Origin of the sequence: Mycobacterium sp. 852002-30065_SCH5024008, from assembly GCF_001665645.1 — a bacterium.
Taxonomy (GTDB): domain Bacteria; phylum Actinomycetota; class Actinomycetes; order Mycobacteriales; family Mycobacteriaceae; genus Mycobacterium; species Mycobacterium paraffinicum.
In genome coordinates this window covers 1-19,346 of record NZ_LZSZ01000192.1, presented here as the reverse complement: position 1 = coordinate 19,346, position 19,346 = coordinate 1, and the positions used below count along the sequence as shown (strand labels likewise).

General features: G+C 68.4%; 22 protein-coding genes and 1 pseudogene. 11 read left to right on the top strand and 12 right to left on the bottom strand.

Annotated elements, in window-relative coordinates; translation table 11 throughout:
• Positions 1-13 precede the first annotated feature (13 nt).
• A complete protein-coding gene (locus tag A5781_RS24545; RefSeq protein ID WP_067213359.1) occupies positions 14-817 on the bottom strand; it encodes a DUF2470 domain-containing protein in 804 nt (267 codons plus the stop codon).
• 90 nt (positions 818-907) lie between these two features.
• On the opposite strand from A5781_RS24545, the gene pheA reads away from it, so the two are divergent.
• Together pheA and A5781_RS24535 are read left to right on the top strand one after the other, a co-directional pair.
• Positions 908-1,858 carry a prephenate dehydratase gene (pheA, locus tag A5781_RS24540; protein ID WP_067213356.1) on the top strand — a complete coding sequence of 317 codons (951 nt, stop codon included), beginning with the start codon at positions 908-910 and terminating at the stop codon, positions 1,856-1,858.
• A complete protein-coding gene (locus A5781_RS24535) occupies positions 1,855-2,541 on the top strand; it encodes a histidine phosphatase family protein (RefSeq protein ID WP_067213353.1) in 687 nt (228 codons plus the stop codon). Before pheA ends, A5781_RS24535 begins: the two co-directional genes overlap by 4 nt.
• A 7-nt stretch (positions 2,542-2,548) precedes the next feature.
• Here A5781_RS24535 and A5781_RS24530 read toward each other — a convergent pair whose 3' ends face one another.
• From A5781_RS24530 to A5781_RS24520, 3 genes and pseudogenes are all read right to left on the bottom strand, one after another.
• Positions 2,549-2,740 carry a hypothetical protein gene (locus A5781_RS24530; protein WP_066953499.1) on the bottom strand — a complete coding sequence of 64 codons (192 nt, stop codon included), beginning with the start codon at positions 2,738-2,740 and terminating at the stop codon, positions 2,549-2,551.
• Positions 2,737-3,164: pseudogene (locus A5781_RS24525) on the bottom strand (metallopeptidase family protein). Before A5781_RS24525 ends, A5781_RS24530 begins: the two are co-directional and overlap by 4 nt.
• A gap of 4 nt (positions 3,165-3,168) precedes the next feature.
• Complete coding sequence (locus A5781_RS24520) at positions 3,169-4,542, bottom strand: septum formation family protein (protein ID WP_067213347.1); 1,374 nt, start codon at positions 4,540-4,542, stop codon at positions 3,169-3,171.
• Between the two features lie 111 nt (positions 4,543-4,653).
• Here A5781_RS24520 and serS point away from each other — a divergent pair, with 111 nt between their 5' ends.
• Positions 4,654-5,913 carry a serine--tRNA ligase gene (gene serS, locus A5781_RS24515; RefSeq protein ID WP_067213343.1) on the top strand — a complete coding sequence of 420 codons (1,260 nt, stop codon included), beginning with the start codon at positions 4,654-4,656 and terminating at the stop codon, positions 5,911-5,913.
• Here serS and A5781_RS24510 read toward each other — a convergent pair whose 3' ends face one another.
• Positions 5,914-6,660 (bottom strand): helix-turn-helix transcriptional regulator, encoded by a 747-nt coding sequence (locus A5781_RS24510; protein WP_067213340.1) that lies wholly within the window; start codon positions 6,658-6,660, stop codon positions 5,914-5,916.
• A gap of 55 nt (positions 6,661-6,715) precedes the next feature.
• Between A5781_RS24510 and A5781_RS24505 the strand changes: the two genes are divergently transcribed.
• Positions 6,716-7,285 (top strand): class I SAM-dependent methyltransferase, encoded by a 570-nt coding sequence (locus A5781_RS24505; protein ID WP_067213336.1) that lies wholly within the window; start codon positions 6,716-6,718, stop codon positions 7,283-7,285.
• On the opposite strand, the gene A5781_RS24500 is transcribed toward A5781_RS24505, so the two are convergent.
• Complete coding sequence (locus tag A5781_RS24500; protein WP_067213333.1) at positions 7,272-7,847, bottom strand: carboxymuconolactone decarboxylase family protein; 576 nt, start codon at positions 7,845-7,847, stop codon at positions 7,272-7,274. The genes A5781_RS24505 and A5781_RS24500 overlap by 14 nt on opposite strands.
• Before the next feature lie 91 nt (positions 7,848-7,938).
• Here A5781_RS24500 and A5781_RS24495 point away from each other — a divergent pair, with 91 nt between their 5' ends.
• Positions 7,939-8,208, top strand: a complete 270-nt coding sequence (locus A5781_RS24495) for a helix-turn-helix domain-containing protein (protein WP_231990870.1) — start codon at positions 7,939-7,941, stop codon at positions 8,206-8,208.
• Here A5781_RS24495 and A5781_RS24490 read toward each other — a convergent pair.
• Positions 8,205-8,690 carry a DUF2834 domain-containing protein gene (locus A5781_RS24490; protein WP_067213328.1) on the bottom strand — a complete coding sequence of 162 codons (486 nt, stop codon included), beginning with the start codon at positions 8,688-8,690 and terminating at the stop codon, positions 8,205-8,207. The genes A5781_RS24495 and A5781_RS24490 overlap by 4 nt on opposite strands.
• A gap of 70 nt (positions 8,691-8,760) precedes the next feature.
• Between A5781_RS24490 and A5781_RS24485 the strand changes: the two genes are divergently transcribed.
• Both A5781_RS24485 and A5781_RS24480 read left to right on the top strand, forming a co-directional pair.
• Positions 8,761-9,381, top strand: a complete 621-nt coding sequence (locus A5781_RS24485) for a TetR/AcrR family transcriptional regulator (RefSeq protein ID WP_067213325.1) — start codon at positions 8,761-8,763, stop codon at positions 9,379-9,381.
• 63 nt (positions 9,382-9,444) lie between these two features.
• Positions 9,445-11,007, top strand: coding sequence for an NAD(P)/FAD-dependent oxidoreductase (locus A5781_RS24480; RefSeq protein ID WP_067213321.1), 1,563 nt, complete (start codon positions 9,445-9,447; stop codon positions 11,005-11,007).
• 57 nt (positions 11,008-11,064) lie between these two features.
• Here the strand turns inward: A5781_RS24480 and A5781_RS24475 are convergent, their stop codons facing one another.
• From A5781_RS24475 to A5781_RS24465, 3 genes are all read right to left on the bottom strand, one after another.
• The gene (locus A5781_RS24475) at positions 11,065-11,793 is read right to left on the bottom strand and encodes a GAP family protein (protein ID WP_067213318.1); all 729 of its coding nucleotides are present in this window, start codon (positions 11,791-11,793) and stop codon (positions 11,065-11,067) included.
• A gap of 385 nt (positions 11,794-12,178) precedes the next feature.
• Positions 12,179-12,523: a hypothetical protein gene (locus A5781_RS24470; protein WP_067213315.1), complete on the bottom strand. Its 345-nt coding sequence runs from the start codon at positions 12,521-12,523 to the stop codon at positions 12,179-12,181.
• Positions 12,520-14,070, bottom strand: coding sequence for an MBL fold metallo-hydrolase (locus tag A5781_RS24465; RefSeq protein WP_067213450.1), 1,551 nt, complete (start codon positions 14,068-14,070; stop codon positions 12,520-12,522). Before A5781_RS24465 ends, A5781_RS24470 begins: the two co-directional genes overlap by 4 nt.
• 145 nt (positions 14,071-14,215) lie before the next feature.
• Here A5781_RS24465 and A5781_RS24460 point away from each other — a divergent pair, with 145 nt between their 5' ends.
• From A5781_RS24460 to A5781_RS24445, 4 genes are read left to right on the top strand one after another with little or no spacing between them, the layout of a single operon-like run.
• The gene (locus tag A5781_RS24460) at positions 14,216-14,983 is read left to right on the top strand and encodes a 1-acyl-sn-glycerol-3-phosphate acyltransferase (RefSeq protein ID WP_067213312.1); all 768 of its coding nucleotides are present in this window, start codon (positions 14,216-14,218) and stop codon (positions 14,981-14,983) included.
• A gap of 6 nt (positions 14,984-14,989) precedes the next feature.
• Positions 14,990-15,745, top strand: coding sequence for a 1-acyl-sn-glycerol-3-phosphate acyltransferase (locus tag A5781_RS24455; RefSeq protein WP_067213308.1), 756 nt, complete (start codon positions 14,990-14,992; stop codon positions 15,743-15,745).
• 14 nt (positions 15,746-15,759) lie between these two features.
• Entirely contained in the window at positions 15,760-16,545 is a 786-nt protein-coding gene (locus tag A5781_RS24450) for a 1-acyl-sn-glycerol-3-phosphate acyltransferase (RefSeq protein WP_067213446.1), read from the top strand.
• 34 nt (positions 16,546-16,579) lie between these two features.
• A complete protein-coding gene (locus tag A5781_RS24445) occupies positions 16,580-17,395 on the top strand; it encodes a Cof-type HAD-IIB family hydrolase (protein ID WP_067213305.1) in 816 nt (271 codons plus the stop codon).
• 13 nt (positions 17,396-17,408) lie between these two features.
• Here the strand turns inward: A5781_RS24445 and A5781_RS24440 are convergent, their stop codons facing one another.
• Positions 17,409-19,046 (bottom strand): N-acetylmuramoyl-L-alanine amidase, encoded by a 1,638-nt coding sequence (locus tag A5781_RS24440; RefSeq protein ID WP_369817792.1) that lies wholly within the window; start codon positions 19,044-19,046, stop codon positions 17,409-17,411.
• Positions 19,047-19,165: 119 nt separating this feature from the next.
• A partial coding sequence (locus tag A5781_RS26405; RefSeq protein ID WP_231990868.1) for a hypothetical protein occupies positions 19,166-19,346 on the bottom strand: 181 nt, incomplete at its 5' end.

The window sequence follows — 19,346 nt, the reverse complement described above, 5'->3', positions numbered from 1 at the left end:
ACGACGGGTTGGGCTACGGGCGGGCGCGCAGGCCGTTGATGAACGGGCACCCCATCAGCACGCGGATGGCCTGGCTCAGCCCGGTCATGTCGTCCACCGGCTTGTGGAACGGCAGCCGGACGTCGTGGTCGCGGTCCTTGCCTTCGACGCGGAACCGCACGCCGTAGCGGTCTAGCCCGAGCGGGCGCACCTGCCCGCGGCGCAACGGCGCGGGCAACCGGGACACCAGCCGCGCAACGACGTCGCTGTGGGCGGTGTCCAGATGCCACAGCAGGTTCGACTCGATCTCGCAGAACGGGTCGGGCCGGGCCGCCAGGAGATCCGCCACGCTGACGGGCTCGGCGCCGGTGGCGTCGGTGACGACGACGGACGCTACCTCCAGCCGGACCAGGGTGTAGCGAGGTTCCTGCCCGTCGGACGGCGCGCATCGCGGGGTGTCGACCTGAAGCAACGCGGGGTGCGGCCACTCGGCGGCGATCAGGTCGACCGTCTCGGCGACCTCGGACGGGTGGAATTCGTGCAGCCGCCCGCGCACCCACACCAGAGAGCGCACCGGCTCCCGCAGCGGTAGGGGTGCGTAGTCGGTCAACTCCAGGAGCGCCTGCGACCCGGCGACGGCGCCGTCCGGTCGGCCTTCGCGCTCACCGGGGATCGCCAGCGCGAAGGACCCGTCGGGCAGCAGGTGATGCACGGGCGTCACGGCGGGGTCCTGGCGCGCGGGCGCGGACTCCAATGCCAGGAGCGCGCCACCGGCTCGGACACACGCGCTGCGGATACGTTCGGCCGTCGTCGGGGCGGGGCAGGTCAGGGGTAACACCGTTCTCCTTAGATTAGGTAAGCCTAAGTTAACTTAGATGGCTGGGTGCCGCAAGAGCGGTTTGCCGCCGGTCGCCGCTAGGGTTGGGGCGTGGTCCGCATCGCTTATCTCGGTCCGGAAGGGACGTTCACCGAGGCGGCGCTGTTGCAGATCACGGCCGCCGGTCTGGTTCCCGGCCAGGGGCCCGACGAGGTCGGGCGACTGCCCGTCGACAGCACCGCCGCGGCGCTGGACGCGGTGCGCGACGGCGGCGCCGAATACGCCTGCGTCCCGATCGAGAACTCGATCGACGGGTCGGTGACGCCCACGCTGGACAGCTTGGCCATCGGGTCGCCCCTGCAAGTCTTCGCCGAGACAACCCTGGATGTCGCGTTCACGATCGTCGTCAAACCCGGCTGCCCGGCCGACGCCGTGCGCACCCTGGCGGCCTTTCCAGTGGCGGCGGCGCAGGTGCGGCGGTGGGTCGCCGCCAACCTGCCCGAGGCCGAGCCCCGGCCGGCGTATTCCAACGCCGACGCGGCGCGGCAGGTGGCCGAGGGACAGGCCGACGCCGCGGTGACCTCGCCCCTGGCCGCCACCCGCTGGGGACTGGCCGCGCTGGCCGACGGGGTGGTCGACGAGCCCAACGCCTGCACGCGCTTTCTCCTGGTGGGCCTGCCGGGCCCGCCGCCGCCCCGCAGCGGGGCGGACCGGACGGCGGTGGTGCTACGGATCGACAACGCGCCGGGTGCGTTGTTGGGCGCGCTCACCGAATTCGGGATCCGCGGCATCGACCTGACGCGGATCGAGTCCCGGCCGACCCGGACCGCGCTGGGCACCTACGTCTTCTTCGCCGACTGCGTGGGCCACATCGACGACGACGCCGTCGCCGAGGCACTTAAAGCACTGCACCGACGTTGTGCCGATGTGCGATACCTGGGATCTTGGCCGACGGGCTCGCCCGCCGGGGTGCTGCCGCCGCCGGCCGACGAGGCGGCCCGCTGGCTGGCGCGGCTACGCGAAGGAAAATTGGGAACTGCGGCCGGGGGAATCGAGCTGTGACCGGCCGGCTGGTGCTTTTGCGACACGGCCAGTCGTACGGCAACGTCGAACGCAGGCTGGACACCCGGCCGCCGGGGGCGGAGCTGACGCCGCTGGGCCGCGACCAGGCCCGCGCCTTCGCGCGCGGTACGGGACGGCCCGGGCTGCTGGCGCACTCGGTGGCGATCCGGGCATCGCAGACGGCCGGTGTCATCGGCGGCGAGCTCGAGATGGCCGCCGTCGAAGTGAGCGGAATTCACGAGGTCCAGGTCGGTGGCCTGGAAAACCGCAACGACGACGACGCGGTAGCGGAATTCAACGCGATCTACCAGCGATGGCATCACGGGAATCTCGACGTTCCGCTGCCCGGCGGAGAAACCGGCCACGACGTGTTGGACCGCTACGTGCCGGTGCTCACCGACCTGCGCCTGCGCTACCTCGACGACCACGACTGGACGGGCGACATCGTCGTCGTCAGCCATGGTGCGGCGATTCGACTGGCCGCCGCCGTGCTGGCGGGTGTGGACGCCGGCTTCGCGCTGGACAACCACCTGGACAACGCCGAATCGGTGGTGTTGGCCCCGATCACCGACGGGCGGTGGAGCTGCTTGCGATGGGGGGCCCTGACGCCGCCGTTCTACCCCGAGTCCGACGCCAGTCCCGTCGCGGACGCGGTGCACTCGAGCACCGACCCGATGGGCTGACGCTCGGTCAAACGGCCAGCGCGACCGCTTCGAAGCACTCGCAGCCGACGGCGTCGCAGTCGATCACGAAGGCGTGCGGCAACAGCTCGGGGCTGAAGCAATCCGGCTCCGTGCACTCCGAGCGGCGCAGGGAATGGCGAATGATGGTGCCGTGACAGTGATCTAAGCCTGCCCGGCAGTCGCGGCAGTCAGCACTCATAACCCGTTCATAGCACCGGCCGCGGACAAATCCGGGATGCCGCGCCCATGAATCCGGCGCGGCTGACAGGCCGTCAGGCCCAACCCAGTTCTTCCAGCCGGTCGTCGTCGATGCCGAAGTGGTGGGCGACCTCGTGGATCACCGTGATCGCCACCTCCTCGACGACGTCATCCTCGGAATCGCAGACGTCCAGCAGCGCCTCGCGGTAGATGGTGATGGCGTCGGGGAGCGAGCCGGCGTAGTCGGAGTCCCGCTCTGTGAGGGCGACCCCTTCGTATAGCCCGAGCAGTTCGCCGTCCTCGGGATGGCGGTCGCCGACCAGCACGACGACGTTGTCCATCGCGGCCGCCAGCTGGGGCGGGATCAGGTCGAGCGCGTCGGACACCAGTTCGTCGAACCGCTGGGGATCCATCCGCGCGGGCACGCGGCTAGCCCCCGGGCGGCGGCGCGGGCGGCGCCTCCGGCGCCGGGTTGGCCGGCGGTGGCGCCCCACCGTCCGCGGGTGGCGGAGCCTGCGGTGGCGCTCCGGCGTCCGCCGGGGGTGGGGCCTGCGGCGCCTGGGGAGCCGGGTTGTCCGAGGCGGGCGCCTGAGGCGCTACCGCTGGCTGCTGACCCGGGAGGTGCTGATTGTTCGGCGGGATCTCCGGGGGCGCGCCGGCCTGGCTCTGCGGGGCCTGAGCCGGCACCTGGAGCGGTATCGGCGGCATGGTGAGCCGCTCTTCGGGAATGTCGGGCGGCGGCACCGGCGGCTGCCCGTTGATGAGCAGCTGGCCCTTTGCGCTGTTGACCAGGGTGGCCCAGCCGCCGTTGCCCAAGGTAGCGCCGATGCTGCAGGCGACCTCGCGGCTGCCGGCCGTCCAGCTGGCCAGCGGCACGGTGGGGTAGATCAGCGTCAGGGTGGTGGTGCGCAACTTGACCGGCGCCAGGTAGGCGTCCGTCATCTTGGTGCACAGATCCTTGATGTACCCGTCCTGGTCGGGCTCCGCCGGCAGCGCGCCGGGGAACTTCTCGGCCAGGTTGACCGTGCCGGTCACCTCCATCGCGTGCGGCGCCGCGCACTCGACCGGTGCATCGACCGGCTGGTTGGTGGTCGAGTCGATGCCCAGGCAGGTGCCGGCCGGCCAGACCTTGGACTGGTCAACCTCGGCGACCTTGCCCTTGAAGGCCTGTTGCTGGTTGTTGGGGCCGGGCAGCTGGAGCCCGCACAACATGCGGCGCTCGCCGGCCTGGCGCCAGGCCCGGTCACCGGGCCACAGCAGGCTGACGGTGAACTTGCTGTTGGGATCGAACTTGGGGCCCAGGTAGTTGCGCACGGCGGACTCGCACTGCTCCTGGGTGATCTGCTGAATGCGGGCGGGCGAGGGGGGAGCGGCGTTGGGGCCGTACTCGGCGCCCGGGAACGTCCGCATGTCGATCGATTCGGCGACTTCGAACTTGTGGTCGTCGGCGCAGTTGACGATCTTCGCCGACTCCGGAGTGGCGTCCGGCCAGATCAGGCAGTCACCGCTGGAGGCCTTGTTGAAGGCGGCGTCGCTCTTGCTTCCGGTGGTTGGTACCGGGTTGCCGTCGAGATAGCCGGACAGCCGCCCCGCGCCGGTGCCCCCCACCGGCAGCGCGGTGACCAGCCCGGCGATCAACAGGCCGCCCAGCGCGGTCAGCAACAGGGCGCGCCGAGTCGCCTGCGCCTGCAGACTGCGTGGCCACCGGAAGCCGGGTTGCGGCTGTTCCGGCTCGGCGGAATGGGCATCGGACTCCGGGGCTTCCGGAAGGTCCGTCTCGGGCGCTGGCGACATCGGCTCCATTCTGACAGCAGCACCTGTGGAGTGTGACAAACGTTATAGATGTGAGTCCTGGGACGACGGCAAGTGGGTGCTCTGCCCGCCGGCCGGAGCGGAAAAAGTATTGTCAGGGCCGTGATCGACCTGAAGCTGCTCCGGGAAGACCCCGACGCCGTGCGCCGCTCGCAACTCAACCGGGGCGAGGATCCGGCGCTGGTCGACGCCTTGCTGGCGGCCGATGCCGCCCGCCGGGCGGCGATCTCGTCGGCCGATGCGCTGCGCGCCGAACAGAAGTCGGCCAGCAAGAGCGTCGGCGCAGCGTCCCCCGAGGAGCGCCCCGCCAAGCTGGCGCGCGCCAAGGAGTTGGCCGAGCAGGTGAAGGCCGCCGAGACCGAGCAGGCCGAGGCCGAGGCGGCGTTCACCGCCGCACACATGGCGATCTCCAACGTCGTCATCGACGGGGTGCCCGCCGGCGGGGAGGACGAATACCGCGTCCTGGAGGTGGTGGGCGAGCCCGCTCCGTTGCAAGACCCGAAGGACCACCTGGAGCTCGGCGAGTCGCTGGGGCTGATCGACATGCAACGCGGCGCCAAGGTGTCCGGGTCGCGCTTCTACTTCCTGACCGGTCGGGGCGCCCTGTTGCAGCTCGGGCTGCTGCAGCTTGCGCTGCGGCTGGCCGTCGACAACGGCTTCATCCCGATGATCCCGCCGGTGCTCGTACGCCCCGAGGTGATGGCCGGCACCGGGTTCCTGGGCGCCCACGCCGACGAGATCTACCGCGTCGAGGCCGACGACCTCTACCTCGTCGGCACCTCCGAGGTGCCGCTGGCCGGCTACCACGCCGACGAGATCCTGGACCTGTCCGGCGGGCCGCTGCGCTACGCGGGCTGGTCGTCGTGCTTCCGGCGGGAGGCCGGCAGCTACGGCAAGGACACCCGCGGCATCATCCGGGTGCATCAGTTCGACAAGGTCGAAGGGTTCGTTTACTGCACGCCCGCCGAAGCCGAGGCCGAACATGAACGGCTGCTGGGCTGGCAGCGCGAGATGCTGGCCCAGATCGGGGTGCCGTATCGGATCATCGACATAGCGGCAGGGGATCTCGGGTCGTCGGCTGCCCGCAAATTCGACTGTGAGGCATGGGTTCCCACGCAGGGCACCTACCGCGAGCTGACATCGACGTCGAACTGCACCACCTTTCAGGCGCGCCGGCTGGCGACGCGCTACCGCGACGCCAACGGCAAGCCACAGACCGCGGCCACCCTCAACGGCACGCTGGGCACCACCCGGTGGCTGGTGGCGATCCTGGAGAACCACCAACAGCCCGACGGCAGCGTGCGGGTGCCCGACGCGCTCGTGCCGTTCGTCGGCACGGAGCTGCTCGAGCCGATCAGCTAGCTAGCGCGCCTTCGTCAGCCGGCCCGGGGTGTGACCGAAGGCTCGCCGGTAGGTGTCGATGAAGGCACTTGTTGTGGCCCAACCACATTCGGCTGCCACCGACGTGACGTCGTGCCGCTCGGCGAGCAGCACCAGGGCGCGCTGCAGGCGGAGCTGGGTGCGCCATTGCGGAAAGGTCATCGCCAGCTCGTCGCTGAACAGTCGGCTCAGGGTGCGTTGGCTGACGCCGATCCGCTGGCCGATCTGCGGCAGCGTCAACGACGCGGCCAGGTTGTCGGCGATCAACGCGCACGCTTCGCGCAGCCTGCCGTCGACGGGCGTGGGAATCCACAGCGGCTCGCCGGCGCTGGTCGCCCGCAACTGATCGTGCAGTACGGCCAGCATCCGGTGGTGCTCGTCGCTGTCGGTCCGATCGGTCTGCGAACACGCGATGATGAGTTCCCGCATCAACGGGTTGACCGCCAGCACGGCGGGCGCCGCCGGCCCGCGGCGATAGCGACGGGGATCCAGTGCGACGCCGTGAAACTGCGTGGGGCCGTGGAACTTATGTTCGTGCCAGCAGCCCGCCGGGATCCAGATCGCCCGGTTCGCCGGCGTGATCCAGGTGCCGGCCGGGGTGGTGACCGAGACCGCGCCTGAGGACGGGTAGACCACCTGGTGCAAGGGATGCCGATGCCGATCGATCCGGGCCCCCGGCGGCAGCGCCAGCGATGATGTCGCCGGACCGTGGTGGCTGATTTCCGCCATAACACGGCAGAATATCGGAAGTGCGCCTTCCCCCGGTGCGCCTAACGTCGCGGTTATGGGAATGAATCTTCTGCACCGGCGCCGGTGTAGCTCGGCGGCCTGGGAGAAAGCGGTGGCGGGGCAGCTGTTGCCCTGGGCGTTGGACGGCGTCGAATTGGGTTCGCGGACTTTGGAAATCGGCCCGGGCTACGGGGCGACGACGCGCGCCCTGCTGGACAGGGCCGATTCGCTCACCGCCGTCGAGGTCGACGCCGCGATGGCCGACCGCCTTGAGCGCCGCTACGGCGACCGGGCCCGCATCATCCACGGCGACGGAGCCGACACCGGGCTGCCCGCCGATCACTTCACCTCGGTGGTGTGCTTCACCATGCTGCACCACGTGCCCAGCGCCGAATTGCAGGACCGGCTCTTCGCCGAGGCGTTCCGGGTGCTGCGGCCGGGCGGGGTGTTCGCCGGCAGCGACGGTGTCCCGTCGCTGTCCTTCCGGCTGCTGCACATCGCCGACACCTACAACCCGATCGCGCCCGATGATCTGGGTGCGCGGTTGCGCAACGCGGGATTCGCCGATGTCCAGATCCACCCCTTAGGTGGGCGGCAACGGTGGCGCGCCGTCAAACCGACCTGAAGGTGGGGCTGCCCGCCTCGAGCGGGACCCGGGCGGCACGCGCGGTGAAGCTGATCGCGTGATACCAGCCGCACAGCATCGTGAGGTCGAGGATCTGGCTTTCGTCGAATTCGGCGCGCAGCGCCGTCCAGAGGGCATCGTCGATGTCTCGACGGTCGTAGAGCGAATCCACGGCGCGGACGAGTAGGCGATCACGCTCGGCCGTCCAGCACGGATCGTCGGCGCCGCCGTGGGTCAAGGAGTGGACCTGCGCGCGATCGAGACAGGCCTTGTCCGCGAAAAACGCGACGTGCACGCCCCATTCGTACTCGCAGCCGCAGCGAGCGCAGGTGCGGTCGATCACGATCTCGCGGTCGCGAAGGGAAAGCGACAACGCGCGGCTCAGCTCGTAACCGCCCCAGAGCGTCATGGCCTCGGCCATCGGCATGTTGCGCACCACGACGCGAAACAGGGCGATGGGCGGCACGTCCGGCGGCATCATCTTCTGCAGTAGGGCCGCCACCGCGGCCTCGTACGGCGGGTCGAGGGCGTCGATGCGAGGCGTTACTATTTCCGTAACCATGGACAAGAAAGCTACGTTACGGAATCCGAAACGTCAATCGGTGGCTCGACCGGGGCGCCCCGTGCGGGGGTCGACGACCGGGCGGCCGCTCATGGCGGCCCTCGATCTCCTCGGGCGGCGCTGGTCGCTGCGGATCCTGTGGGAGCTTCGCGACGGTCCGCTGGGGGCGAGGTCGTTGCGGGAGCGCTGCGACGGGATGTCTCCCAGCGTCTTGTATGACCGTCTCGGCGAACTGTCGGGCGCGGGCCTGGTCGTCCAGCGCGACGACCAGTCTTACGAGCTCAGCGAGGCCGGCCGGTCGCTGGGCGAGGCGCTCGATCCCCTCGACCAGTGGGCCCGGCGCTGGGCGGACGGAAACTAGGCGTCCACCGTCTCGCGAACTCGTTCATGCCGACGCTGCCGCTCCATGGTGGCGAAGTAGAACGCGAACGCGAACGCGAAGCTGGTGAACAGGCTGGACACGAAGTACAGCCACGGGTGCCGCAACCCACGGCGGTAGCCGTCCACGATCGTAAACAGCGGCAACAGAATCACATTCGCGATCGTGTAGTCCTGACTGGCGGAGTCTGCGGCCGGATTGGTGAACATCAGCTTGATGTATTCGGCCCAGCTCCCGTGCTCGCCCCACAGCGGGTTGGTGGAGCCGTGTGAGTACTGCTGGACGAAGGTGACATTGAAATACCAGCCCAGGGCGACCGAAACGATGCCGACGACGTAATACACACATTCCAGCGGGGAGAACAACGGCCCACCGGCCGGCCGGGCGAAGACCTTCGAGTTTGAGGCGACGATCCAGCCGATGACACTGAGCCCGAGAACTGCATGCACAAGAAGCGAGACCATGGCGGCAGTCTCACCCCAGAGCCGAAGTTTTGTCAATACTGACAAAAGATGGCTGAGGTACCGTACTTGCATGGTCAGGCCGGCGCAGACGGTGCGCAGCGAGCGCACCCGGGAGGCGTTGATCCAGGCCGCCCTGGTGCGATTCCTGGCGCAGGGTGTCGAGGAGACCTCGGCCGAGCAGATCGCGGCGGACGCCGGGGTCTCGCTGCGGACCTTCTATCGCCATTTCAAGTCCAAGCACGATCTGTTGTTTGCCGACTACACCGGACTGAACTGGTTTTGTGCCGCACTGGATGCCCGGCCCGCCGATGAGCCGATCATCGACTCGGTGCAATCGGCCATCTTCTCGTTCCCGTATGACGTTGAGGCCGTGACCAAAATAGCCGCGCTGCGGGGTGGGGAACTCGATCCCGGCCGCATCGTTCGGCATATGCAGGAAGTCGAGGCCGACTTCGCCGGCGTCATTCAGGCGCAGCTGTACCGGCGTAGCTGCACGGCGAACGGGACACTGGATGGGCGGTTGCGCGCGGCGGTGATCGCGCGTTGCATCGCGGCGGGAGTTTTCGGCGCGATGGAGTTCTGGATGCTGGGCGAAGACCGGTCGCTGGGCGAGCTGGCGCGGATGTGCCACGCGGCGCTGGAATCGCTGAGGGCCGGCATTGCCGACGCCTGGGTCACCGAGGCGCGATAAAAGTTTCGTCATAATTGACAAAACTTTGCGACCGTGCCAGCCTCCATTGCTGGAGGGCAGGACATGACTGAATATGACGCGATAGTTATCGGTGCCGGGCACAACGGTCTGGCCGCGGCGGTGCTGCTGCAGAAGGCCGGACTGCGGACGGTGTGCCTGGATTCCAAGCTGTACGCCGGCGGAATGGCTTCCACGGTGGAGCTTTTCGACGGTTACCGGTTCGAGATCGCGGGCTCGGTGCAATTTCCCACCTCGAAGGTGGTGGTCGACGAGCTCGGCCTGGACACCCTGCCGACGATCGACCTGGATGTGATGTCGGTTGCGGTGCGCGGCGTCGGTGACGATCCGTTGATCCAGTACAGCGACCCCATCAAGTTGTTCACCCACCTCAACGAGGTGCACGGGGCGGACGCCGTCAACGGGATGGCGGGACTGATGGCCTGGAGCCAGGCACCCACCCGGGCGCTGGGCCGCTTCGAAGCCGGAACGGAGCCCAAGACCTACGACGAGATGTATGCCTGCGCGACAAACGAATTCGAACGGTCAGCGATCGACGACATGCTGTTCGGTTCGGTCACCGACGTGCTGGACCGCTACCTTCCGGACCGCGAGAAGCACGGTGCGCTGCGCGGCTCGATGACCGTGCTGGCCGTCAACACCCTCTATCGCGGGCCCGCCACCCCGGGCAGCGCGGCCGCGCTGGCGTTCGGGTTGGGTGTCCCCGACGGCGACACCATGCAGATGAAGAAGCTGCGCGGCGGCATCGGGGCGCTCACCGCCCACCTGAGCGAACTGCTTCAGAGCCACGGCGGCGAGGTCCGGCTGCGGACGAAGGTGACCGAGATCCTCGTCGAGGACGGGCGGGTGAGTGGGGTGCGCACCGAGGGCGGCGAGACGTTGACGGCCCCGATCGTCGTCTCCGGCATCGCGCCCGACACCACCCTCAACGACTTGATCGACCCGGCCCTGCTGCCGGGCGATATCCGGGAGCGATATGCCCGCACCGATCACCGCGGCAGTTACCTGCAGATGCACTTCGCGCTCGACGAGGCGCCGGAATTCGCCGCGCCCTACGAGGCGCTCAACGACCCGGCCATGCAGGCGTCGATAGGCCTGTTCTGCACGCCGGAGGAAGTGCAGCAGCAGTGGGAGGATTGCCGGCGCGGCATCGTCCCGGCCGACCCGACGGTGGTGTTGCAGATACCCACGCAGAACGACCCGGACCTGGCACCCGCGGGCAAACACGCCGCGTCGGCGTTCGCGTTGTGGTTCCCGATCGAGGGTGGCGCCGACTATGGCGCGGCGAAGGTCGAGATGGGTCAGCGGGTGATCGACAAGATCACCCGGTTGGCGCCCAACTTCGAACGCAGCATCATCCGGCACACCACCTTCACGCCCAAGCACATGGGCGTGATGTTCGGCGCCCCCGGCGGCGACTACTGCCACGGCCTGCTCAACCCGAACCAGATCGGGCCGAACCGGCCCGGCCCGAAAGGGTTTCGGGGTCAGCCGATCCCGGTCGAGGGGCTGTACCTGGGCAGCGCGGGCTGCCACGGCGGACCCGGCATCACGTTCATCCCCGGGTACAACGCGGCCCGGCAGGCGCTCGCCGAGCGCGCCACCTAGCGATTCGAGCGGCCGGCACGTCGAACCGAGCGGCCCGCCGCGGCGCGGCTGGGTTACCTACCTCGCACCGAGGTTGATCAGCCCGAGGACGAGCATGAAGCAACCCCCGGCCGCCACCAATACGGCGATGTCGCGGTGGCCGCGGGATCGCAGCCAGTGTTGCAGCGCGGCCATGAAGGCGCGCGTGCGCTGCGGCGCCGCCAGGTACCCGATCAGTGGGATCTCGGCCACGGTGAACGCCACCAGGTTGAAGGCGACCAACGCCTGCACTTGCGCGACCGGTGCGGCGTGCGAGGCGAGGATGGCGGCCATCGAGCCCATGTAGTTCGCGGACGGCAACGAAGCCCCCATCCCGCTAACCGCTGCGACACTTAGTGAGTCGCCCCGTAAGAAGGCGCGTGCTCGTTCGGCCACCTGCTGCCGGCCGTTCGGCGCGGTCCCTTCAAGCAGGGCAACGCCGCCACCGCCGCGGATTGTCGCGTCCACCGGCGCGGTGCGGGCAATCCTGCGCCGCACGACATTGGTTGCCAGCGCGACGGCTACGAGCAAAGCGACGAGCCCGGATGCGATCTGGACCTCCGCCACGCTGAAGTGGCCGACCACCGGCGCGGCCCTGAGGACGAAGAGCACGATCAGACCCGCGCCGACCCCCATCGCGAAGCCACCGCACAGAAACGTGAGCAGTTGCAAGAGCGGGCGCCGCCGGCTGAGCAGCAGTATCACCAGCCCGACGCGTATCGGTTCGAAGATCACCGCGCCGGCCAGTACCAGCACGGTGATCCACATGCTGGGCAACCGTACCGGACCGCGCCGCGCTCCGGACTGAAACTCGCCCAGCCAAGCCGGCGGTCTGAGCAGGCCCGGAGTTGGGCTCCTGCCGTTCAGGCGGCCGTAATTCACGCGCAATGCCCCCACGGAGTTTCGCAGCGCGGTCGCTACGTGAAGTGGTTATGTTGAGGATTCCCGTAGCACCACTTGCGGCTGGAGAAATCCTGGGCGGCAGCTGGATCTGTCGGTTCGACGCGGGCTATTAGTGTTGTCCACCAAGGGATTTCGTGAAATAGCGTCAACACGCCCGGTCGCGGGGCAGCTGCGGGCGCACTGGCGGGCTCGGCTTGGCGACAGCGCGGACGGCAGGCGCAGCCGGACTTTTGCGCGCTCGCGCGCGACGCTAACCGCGCTGACCTAGCAGCTCATCCAGGAGCGCGCTGAACTCTTCCGGTCGCGCCGGCGTGAAGGCGGGGCTGGGCCGGATGCCGGGCACGTCCAGCGTGACCAAGGTCGACTTGAACGGCCGGCTCACGTCCAGCGGCAGCCAGCGACGCAAGTCCGAGCTGCCCCAGATCCGGAACCGATGCGTGAGCAGGCCCAGTCCTTCGGCCTTGTATCCTCGAATCGACTCCAGTGCAATCACTTTCGACGTTCCGGAAGGAAAGTGGTAGCGGCGCAGCGTAATCGCCGCGCGGTCCAGCTGAACCAACCCGTCGTCGTAAGACCGGCCCGGGCTTTCGTTCATGCTCGCGAACTTCGCAGTTGGTGACCCCGCGCGGTCAGGCACCGCCCGTCGTCCAATCGCCACTGCCAGCCATGCAGGTTGCAGGTCAACGTATCGCCCTCCACCACGCCGAATTTCGACAGGTCGGCCTTCAGGTGGGGGCAGCGGCGCTGAATTTCCCAGCCGTCCAGCGTGACCGATGACGTATCGTCGTGCGTCTCGGCGAACCAGCCGTCGGCGTAGGCGATCCGTTCGTCGGTGAGGCACTTGAAGAAGGTGTACAGGTATTCGTTGTAGCCGCCGACGCGCCACGCCCTGAATCGGGTGGACAGAAAGATGGTGTTTACCCAGTCCGGTTCCCGATCCCGCAGTACGGTGCGGACCAACTCCGGCGCGATGGCGAAACCGTAGCGCACCTTCTCATCGGGAATCCGTTCACGCACGGCGCGTTTCGGGAAGTCGAGCACGACGGTCTCCGGGCCGATCACCAGTTCGACGGGATAGCCGATGCCGTCGCAGATCTCGTCGCTCTGGGACATGATCGGTTCGAACAACGCACGCAGCGGCTCCAACAGTGGTTCCCCGGTGGCGGGCGCCCAGCTTGCGCGCTCGGCGGCCACGACCGGCGCCATCCGCTCGGCGTAGTCGGCGATGTAGGCCCGCTTCCCGGTGGTGAAGATCGCCTCGACCTGATCGTCGGGGAGCGGATGACGCAGCGCATTCAGGGTGGTGCCGGTGAAGTCCGCCGTCGAGCCGGGGATCATCAGCAGGCCGCCGTCGCTGCCGTGGGTGCGCATCTGGTCGAGGAACACCATCTGGTCCGGAAAGATGTTGGCCGCATCGCCGTGGTCGTCGTTGAGATGACGCAAATCCGGGTCCAGAAAACACGGCGGCCCGGCCGACGGGATGACCCACGTCGCGCCCACCTGGGCGATGTACTGGCGGGCGCGGTCCATCTGCCGCTGCCGCTTCTGGACACCGAACGACTCCTTGGCGCGGGCCGGCATGTCGTACACCATCGGGTACCAGATCGCGCCGGAGTACTGCAACATATGCACGTCGATGTGTCCGAAAGCCGAGCTCAGTACGTCGAGATCGACCGGCCGGGCGTCGTTCATGTTGAACGCCGTCGTCTCGCCATCGGAAACCACCAGCGCCGAGTCGCCGAGCGGGCCGTCGGCCGGCGCCCGCAGGGCGATGATCATGACCTCGAGGTCGCCCTTCGGGCCGCTGACCCGGTGCTTGACCGAGTTGCTGGTCTCGAAGAACCGGTAGAAACCCAATTCCTGCAACGCGTTTCGCAGGTCCGGCACCGGGAAGTCGGGCAGCAGCACCACCGCGTCTTTGTTGACGTGCTCGGCCAGATTCTTGGCGTCGAAGTGATCCTTGTGCAGGTGCGACACGTAGAGGTAGTCGCAGTTCCCCAGCCGGTCCCAGTCCAGGCCGCTGTTGTCGGGGAACGGAAACCAGGACGCGAAGTATGCGGGATTGACCCAGGGGTCGCAAAGAATGCTGCCCGCGGTCGTCTCAATCAGAAATCCGGCGTGACCTACGCTTGTGACCTGCACAAACACCTTCCTGGGGCCGCTCAAAGGACCTGCGCGGCCCGCGGCCGGGTAACGGCTTTTTCAGCCTCCGAGCTTAGCGTGGGGCGGCATCTTCTTTTTCGGCACTTCGGCTGACTCACAGCCGGGAGCACTAGGCTGATCAGCTGTGGAACCGGTATACGGGACTGTCATTCAACTTGCCCGCTTGATATGGCGCATACAGGGTCTCAAGATCACGGTCATGGGCGCCGAAAACCTGCCCAAAAGCGGGGGTGCGGTCATCGCCATCAATCACACCGGCTACCTCGACTTCACGTTCGCGGGTCTGCCCGCCTACCAGCAGGGTCTGGGCCGCAAGGTCCGCTTCATGGCCAAGCAGGAGGTGTTCGACCACAAGATCACCGGGCCGATCATGCGCAGCCTGCGGCACATCTCCGTGAACCGGCAGAACGGGGGCGCCTCCTACGAGGAAGCGGTCAGAAACCTCAAGGACGGCGAGCTGGTCGGCGTCTACCCGGAAGCCACGATCAGCCGCAGCTTCGAGATCAAGGAATTCAAGTCGGGTGCGGCGCGGATGGCCGTCGAAGCCGGGGTGCCCATCGTTCCGGTGATCGTCTGGGGCGCGCAGCGCGTCTGGACCAAGGGGCACCCCAAGAAGCTGTTCCGCCCCAAGGTGCCCATCATGGTCGTCGTCGGCGAACCGATCGAACCGACACTGGGCGTCGAGGAATTGAAGGGGCTGCTGCACTCACGGATGCAACACCTGCTGGAGCGGGCCCAGGAAATGTATGGGCCGCACCCGGCGGGTGAGTTCTGGGTGCCGCGCCGGTTGGGCGGCAGTGCCCCGTCGCTGGCCGAAGCCGCCCGGATGGACGCCGAGGAGGCGGCCGCTCGCGCCGCGCGCCGGGCCGGATCCGCGGGAGCGCCGGAGTAGCGATCGATGGCGGAGCCGGTCTTTCGCACGCTCGAGATCCTGGCGCGGCTGGCGGTTCAGGCCACCGACACCCGGATCTCCTACGGCGGCGAGGAGAACATCCCCGACTCCGGTGGCGCCGTGATCGCGATCAACCACACCAGCTATGTCGACTTTCTGCCCGCCGCGCTGGCAGTTTACCGGCGGCGCCGCCGGCTCAGGTTCATGATCAAGGCCGAGATGCAGCAGGTGAAGATCGTCAACTTCCTGATCAAGCACACCAGAACGATTCCGGTGGACCGCGGTGCGGGGGCCGGCGCGTACGCGGTGGCCGTGCAGCGGCTCCGCGAGGGCGAGCTGGTCGGGGTGTACCCGGAGGCCACGATCAGCCGCAGCTTCGAGCTCAAGGAGTTCAAGACGGGTGCCGCCCGCATGGCGATCGACGCGGACGTCCCGATCGTTCCGGTGATCGTCTGGGGTGCGCACCGGATCTGGACCAAAGACCACCCGCATACACTGGGCCGGGCCAAAGTGCCGATTCACGTGCAGGTGGGTGCGCCGGTGCGGGCGGCCCGGGACATCGCGCGGACCGACGCCGCCCTGCGCGAATCGATGACCAACCTGCTACACCATGTACAGCAGCATTATCCGCACGAACCCGGGGCGTACTGGACACCGCGCCGGCTGGGCGGAGGTGCACCGACCATGGCGGAGGCTGCCCGGATGGAGGCAGACGAGGCCGCGGCGCGGGCTGCCGGCCGCAGTGGATGGCCGTCGCGGTAGGCGAAGGAGGCGACATGCCCGAGGGGTTTTACCGGCTGTGCGAGTGGATCGTCCCGCCGATGGTCGCGATGCAGGGGACGACGTTCACCTATCGCGGCCTGGACAACATTCCCGACCGGGGCGGTGCCCTGCTGGCCCAGAACCACACCAGCTACCTTGACTGGCTGCCGACGCTGCTTGCCGTGCGTGAACGGCGCCGGCGCGCCTACTTCATGATCAAGGCGGAAATGGCCGACGTTAAGGCGGTCAACTACGTCATCAACCATGCCAGGCTGATCCCGGTGGACCGCACTAACGGGCACGACGCGCTCGAGCTGGCCACCCGGCGCCTGCGGCAGGGCGAGCTCATCGGGATGCACCCCGAAGCCACGATCAGCCGTAGTTTCGAGCTTCGGGAATTCAAGAGAGGTGCGGCCCGGATGGCGTTGGACTCCCAGGTCCCGGTCGTTCCGGTCATCGTCTGGGGTGCCCATCGGATCTGGCCCAAGGATCATCCGAAAAAGGTGTGGCGCAACAAGGTTCCGATCACCGTCGCGGCCGGGCCCCCGCTGCCGCCGCACGGCACACCCGAGCAGCTCAACGCGGCGCTGCGCGAGGCGATGAACGTGCTGTTGTACCGGGTGCAGGAGGAGTACCCACACCCCGAGGGCGAGTTCTGGGTGCCGCGGCGGCTCGGCGGCGCCGCACCCACCCAGGATGATTCCCGGGCGATCCGCCTGTCGGAGTTGCAGGCGCGGGTGCAGAAATACGGCACCGACGGCGTGACCCGACCGGGGCAGGACCAGAGCGGAGTGCATTGATCAGACCGGCGACCTGCGAACGCGGAACCGTCAGATGACTTTGCCGGCGCTCATCGCCTGCGACGTCGACGGCACCCTGTTCGACGACAACGAAACCATCACTCCGCGCACCCGCGACGCCGTGCGTGCCGCCGTCGCCGCCGGCGTGACGTTCGTCGTGGCGACCGGCCGGCCGCCACGCTGGATCCGCCCCGTCGTCGACGCGCTCGGCTTCGCGCCGATCGCGGTGTGCGCCAACGGTGCCGTCATCTACGACCCCGCGGCCGACCGGGTGCTGTCGGCGCGCACGCTGCCCGTGGACACCCTGGCCGAGCTGGCGGAGCTCGCGACGCGCGTCATCCCGGGCGTCGGCCTGGCCGTCGAGCGAATCGGCGAACGCGCCCACGACACGGCGACCCCGCAGTTCATCAGCTCGCCCGGCTATGAGCATGCCTGGCTGAACCCGGACAACACCGAGGTCTCGATCGAGGACCTGCTGAGCGCGCCGGCGATCAAGCTGCTCATCCGCCGAAACGGCGCCCGCAGCGCCGATATGGCCGCCGAACTGGCCAAGCATGTGGGCATCGAGGGCGATATCACCTACTCCACCAACAACGGCCTGGTGGAAATCGTGCCGCTGGGCACCAGCAAGGCCACCGGTGTGGACGAGATCGCCAGGCCCCTGCAGATCGCCAGCGAAGAGGTGGTGGCGTTCGGCGACATGCCCAACGACCTACCGATGCTGCGGTGGGCCGGTCATGGCGTGGCGATGGGCAACGCCCATCCCGACGTGCTGGGCGCGGCCGACGAGGTCACCACCGGCAACAATGACGACGGGGTGGGACGCGTGCTGGAACGCTGGTGGCTCTGAGCAGGCTTTTCGGCTAAGTGGCGGATGGGTGCGCCGGCAGCGAGAAGTGTTCGGGCGCCACGGTCGGCCCGCTCGGGGATTCCATCGACAGCGGCGTCGTGATTCCTTCCGCGACCTCGGTGACGTTGCTGGTCAGCCGATCGTAGTTCAGCGTTCCGTGCTGAAAGTTCTGCGTAATCCGTAGCGGCTCTTGGATTTCGGCGCTCGTGGGCAAGCCGAGCGGACCGCGTTCGTAGCTCAGCGACGCCCAGGCGTCGTAGATCGCGCCGGTGATCGGCTGGGCGCCGGTTTCGGGCGACCAATACATTGCGCCCCTGGCGAACGTGACATACCGGGCGTCACCCTCCGCGCTGTCCTCCGGGGAGGTCGGCGCGCCCAGCACGCTGTTCATGCCGCCCATCGCCTGCCAGTGGTCGTAAATCGCGCCGCCCTGCAGGGCCTTGATCAATTCCTCCGGCGGATCGTTGAAATGCGAAGCGATATCGCGTATTTCGTCCATGAGCGCGTAGGCGGCGTTGCCCGGGCAGTCGGTGTTGCCGACGTCGCGGTGGGTGAAGATCGTGGGCAGCGTCGCGACGGAACCGGCCGGGTAGGTGGTGTAGTGGCTACCCGCCGACTCCAACGCCACCGTGCCCTTGGGGTCGACGCCGTCTAAGCCCAGCCGCCAGCCCAGCAGCCGGCCGAGGGTGCGCAGCTGGATCGGTGTCGGCGGTACATCGTCGAAGTTGCCGATCATCGCCACACCCCAGGTGTTGCGGTTGAACCCGCCGGTGTGAAAGGCCTCGACCGCTTTGGTGAGCCCCCCGGCGCTGCCCTCGAACACCTGGCCGTACTTGTCCACCAGGGCGTTGTAGGCGATGTCGCACCACCCCAGGGTCTTGCTGTGATAGGTGTAGATGGCCTTGACGATCCCGGCCGATTCCAGCGGGGAGTAGTCGTTGCTGCCCGCGGTGTGGTGCACCACCCCGGCGCGAATCCCGTTGTCGTACTGCGGACTACCGCAACGCAGCGACTCGTCGGCGCCCCACTGCGCCCGGCTGATGATGGCCGGGGCCTGGCCGGGCATCAAGACCCCCGACGGCGGCGTCCACTGCGTCTCCGCCGGCGCCTGCGGCGGGGAGATGAGGACGGCCGAGATGTTCTGCCCGAACGGTTGTTCCCGGGACGCCGGCTTGTAGCCGAGGCCGGTCTCGTTGGGCGGCGCGGGCGGCGGTTGGGTCACCGGCGCATCGATGGGACGGGTGACCGCGATCTGGACGGTCGTGGTGGTGCCGACGAACACCGGGTCGGTCCCGCGCGGCCCCTCGAGCGACCCGGCCGGCGTCGCGCCGTCGGGCGCCGCGGTTTCGTACTCGGTCTGGTACCAGGGCCCCCACGAACCGTCGGGACGCTTCGCTCGCACCCGGGTCGACGTGCCGGCCAGATCGCCGGTGAGCGCCACGAGGGAAAACGGGGTGCTCTGCCCGATCTCGCGAACCGTGACGCCGCCGCCCAGCCCGACCAAGGGCTGTTCGGCCAGTTGGGTGCCGTGGGCCGGCGGCGGGCCGGCCGTGCCGCGGTCGCGCGTCGTGTCCGCCAACCAGGACACGATGACGACGGTCGCCGCGATGGCGGTGAGCAACGTCGTCGGCCCGCGAGTGGGAGACACCAGACGATGTTACTTGTGTTTCTAATGTTAATGATGAGACGACACGAACCGGGGCGGCACGAAAATCGACGGCACCGCAGAAGAATCTGCGGTGCCGTCTGGTTGAAGGGTTCCCGTGAGGTCTAGACGGGGGGCAGTACCGGCGCCGCAGCCGCAGCGGCCGGCAACGCACCGGCAGCGCCCGCGGCGGCCGGCAGGGCACCGGCGGCACCCGGGAGTGCACCCGCGGCACCGGGCAGAGCGCCCGCGGCGGCCGGCAGGGCACCGGCGGCACCCGGGAGTGCACCCGCGGCGCCCGGCAGG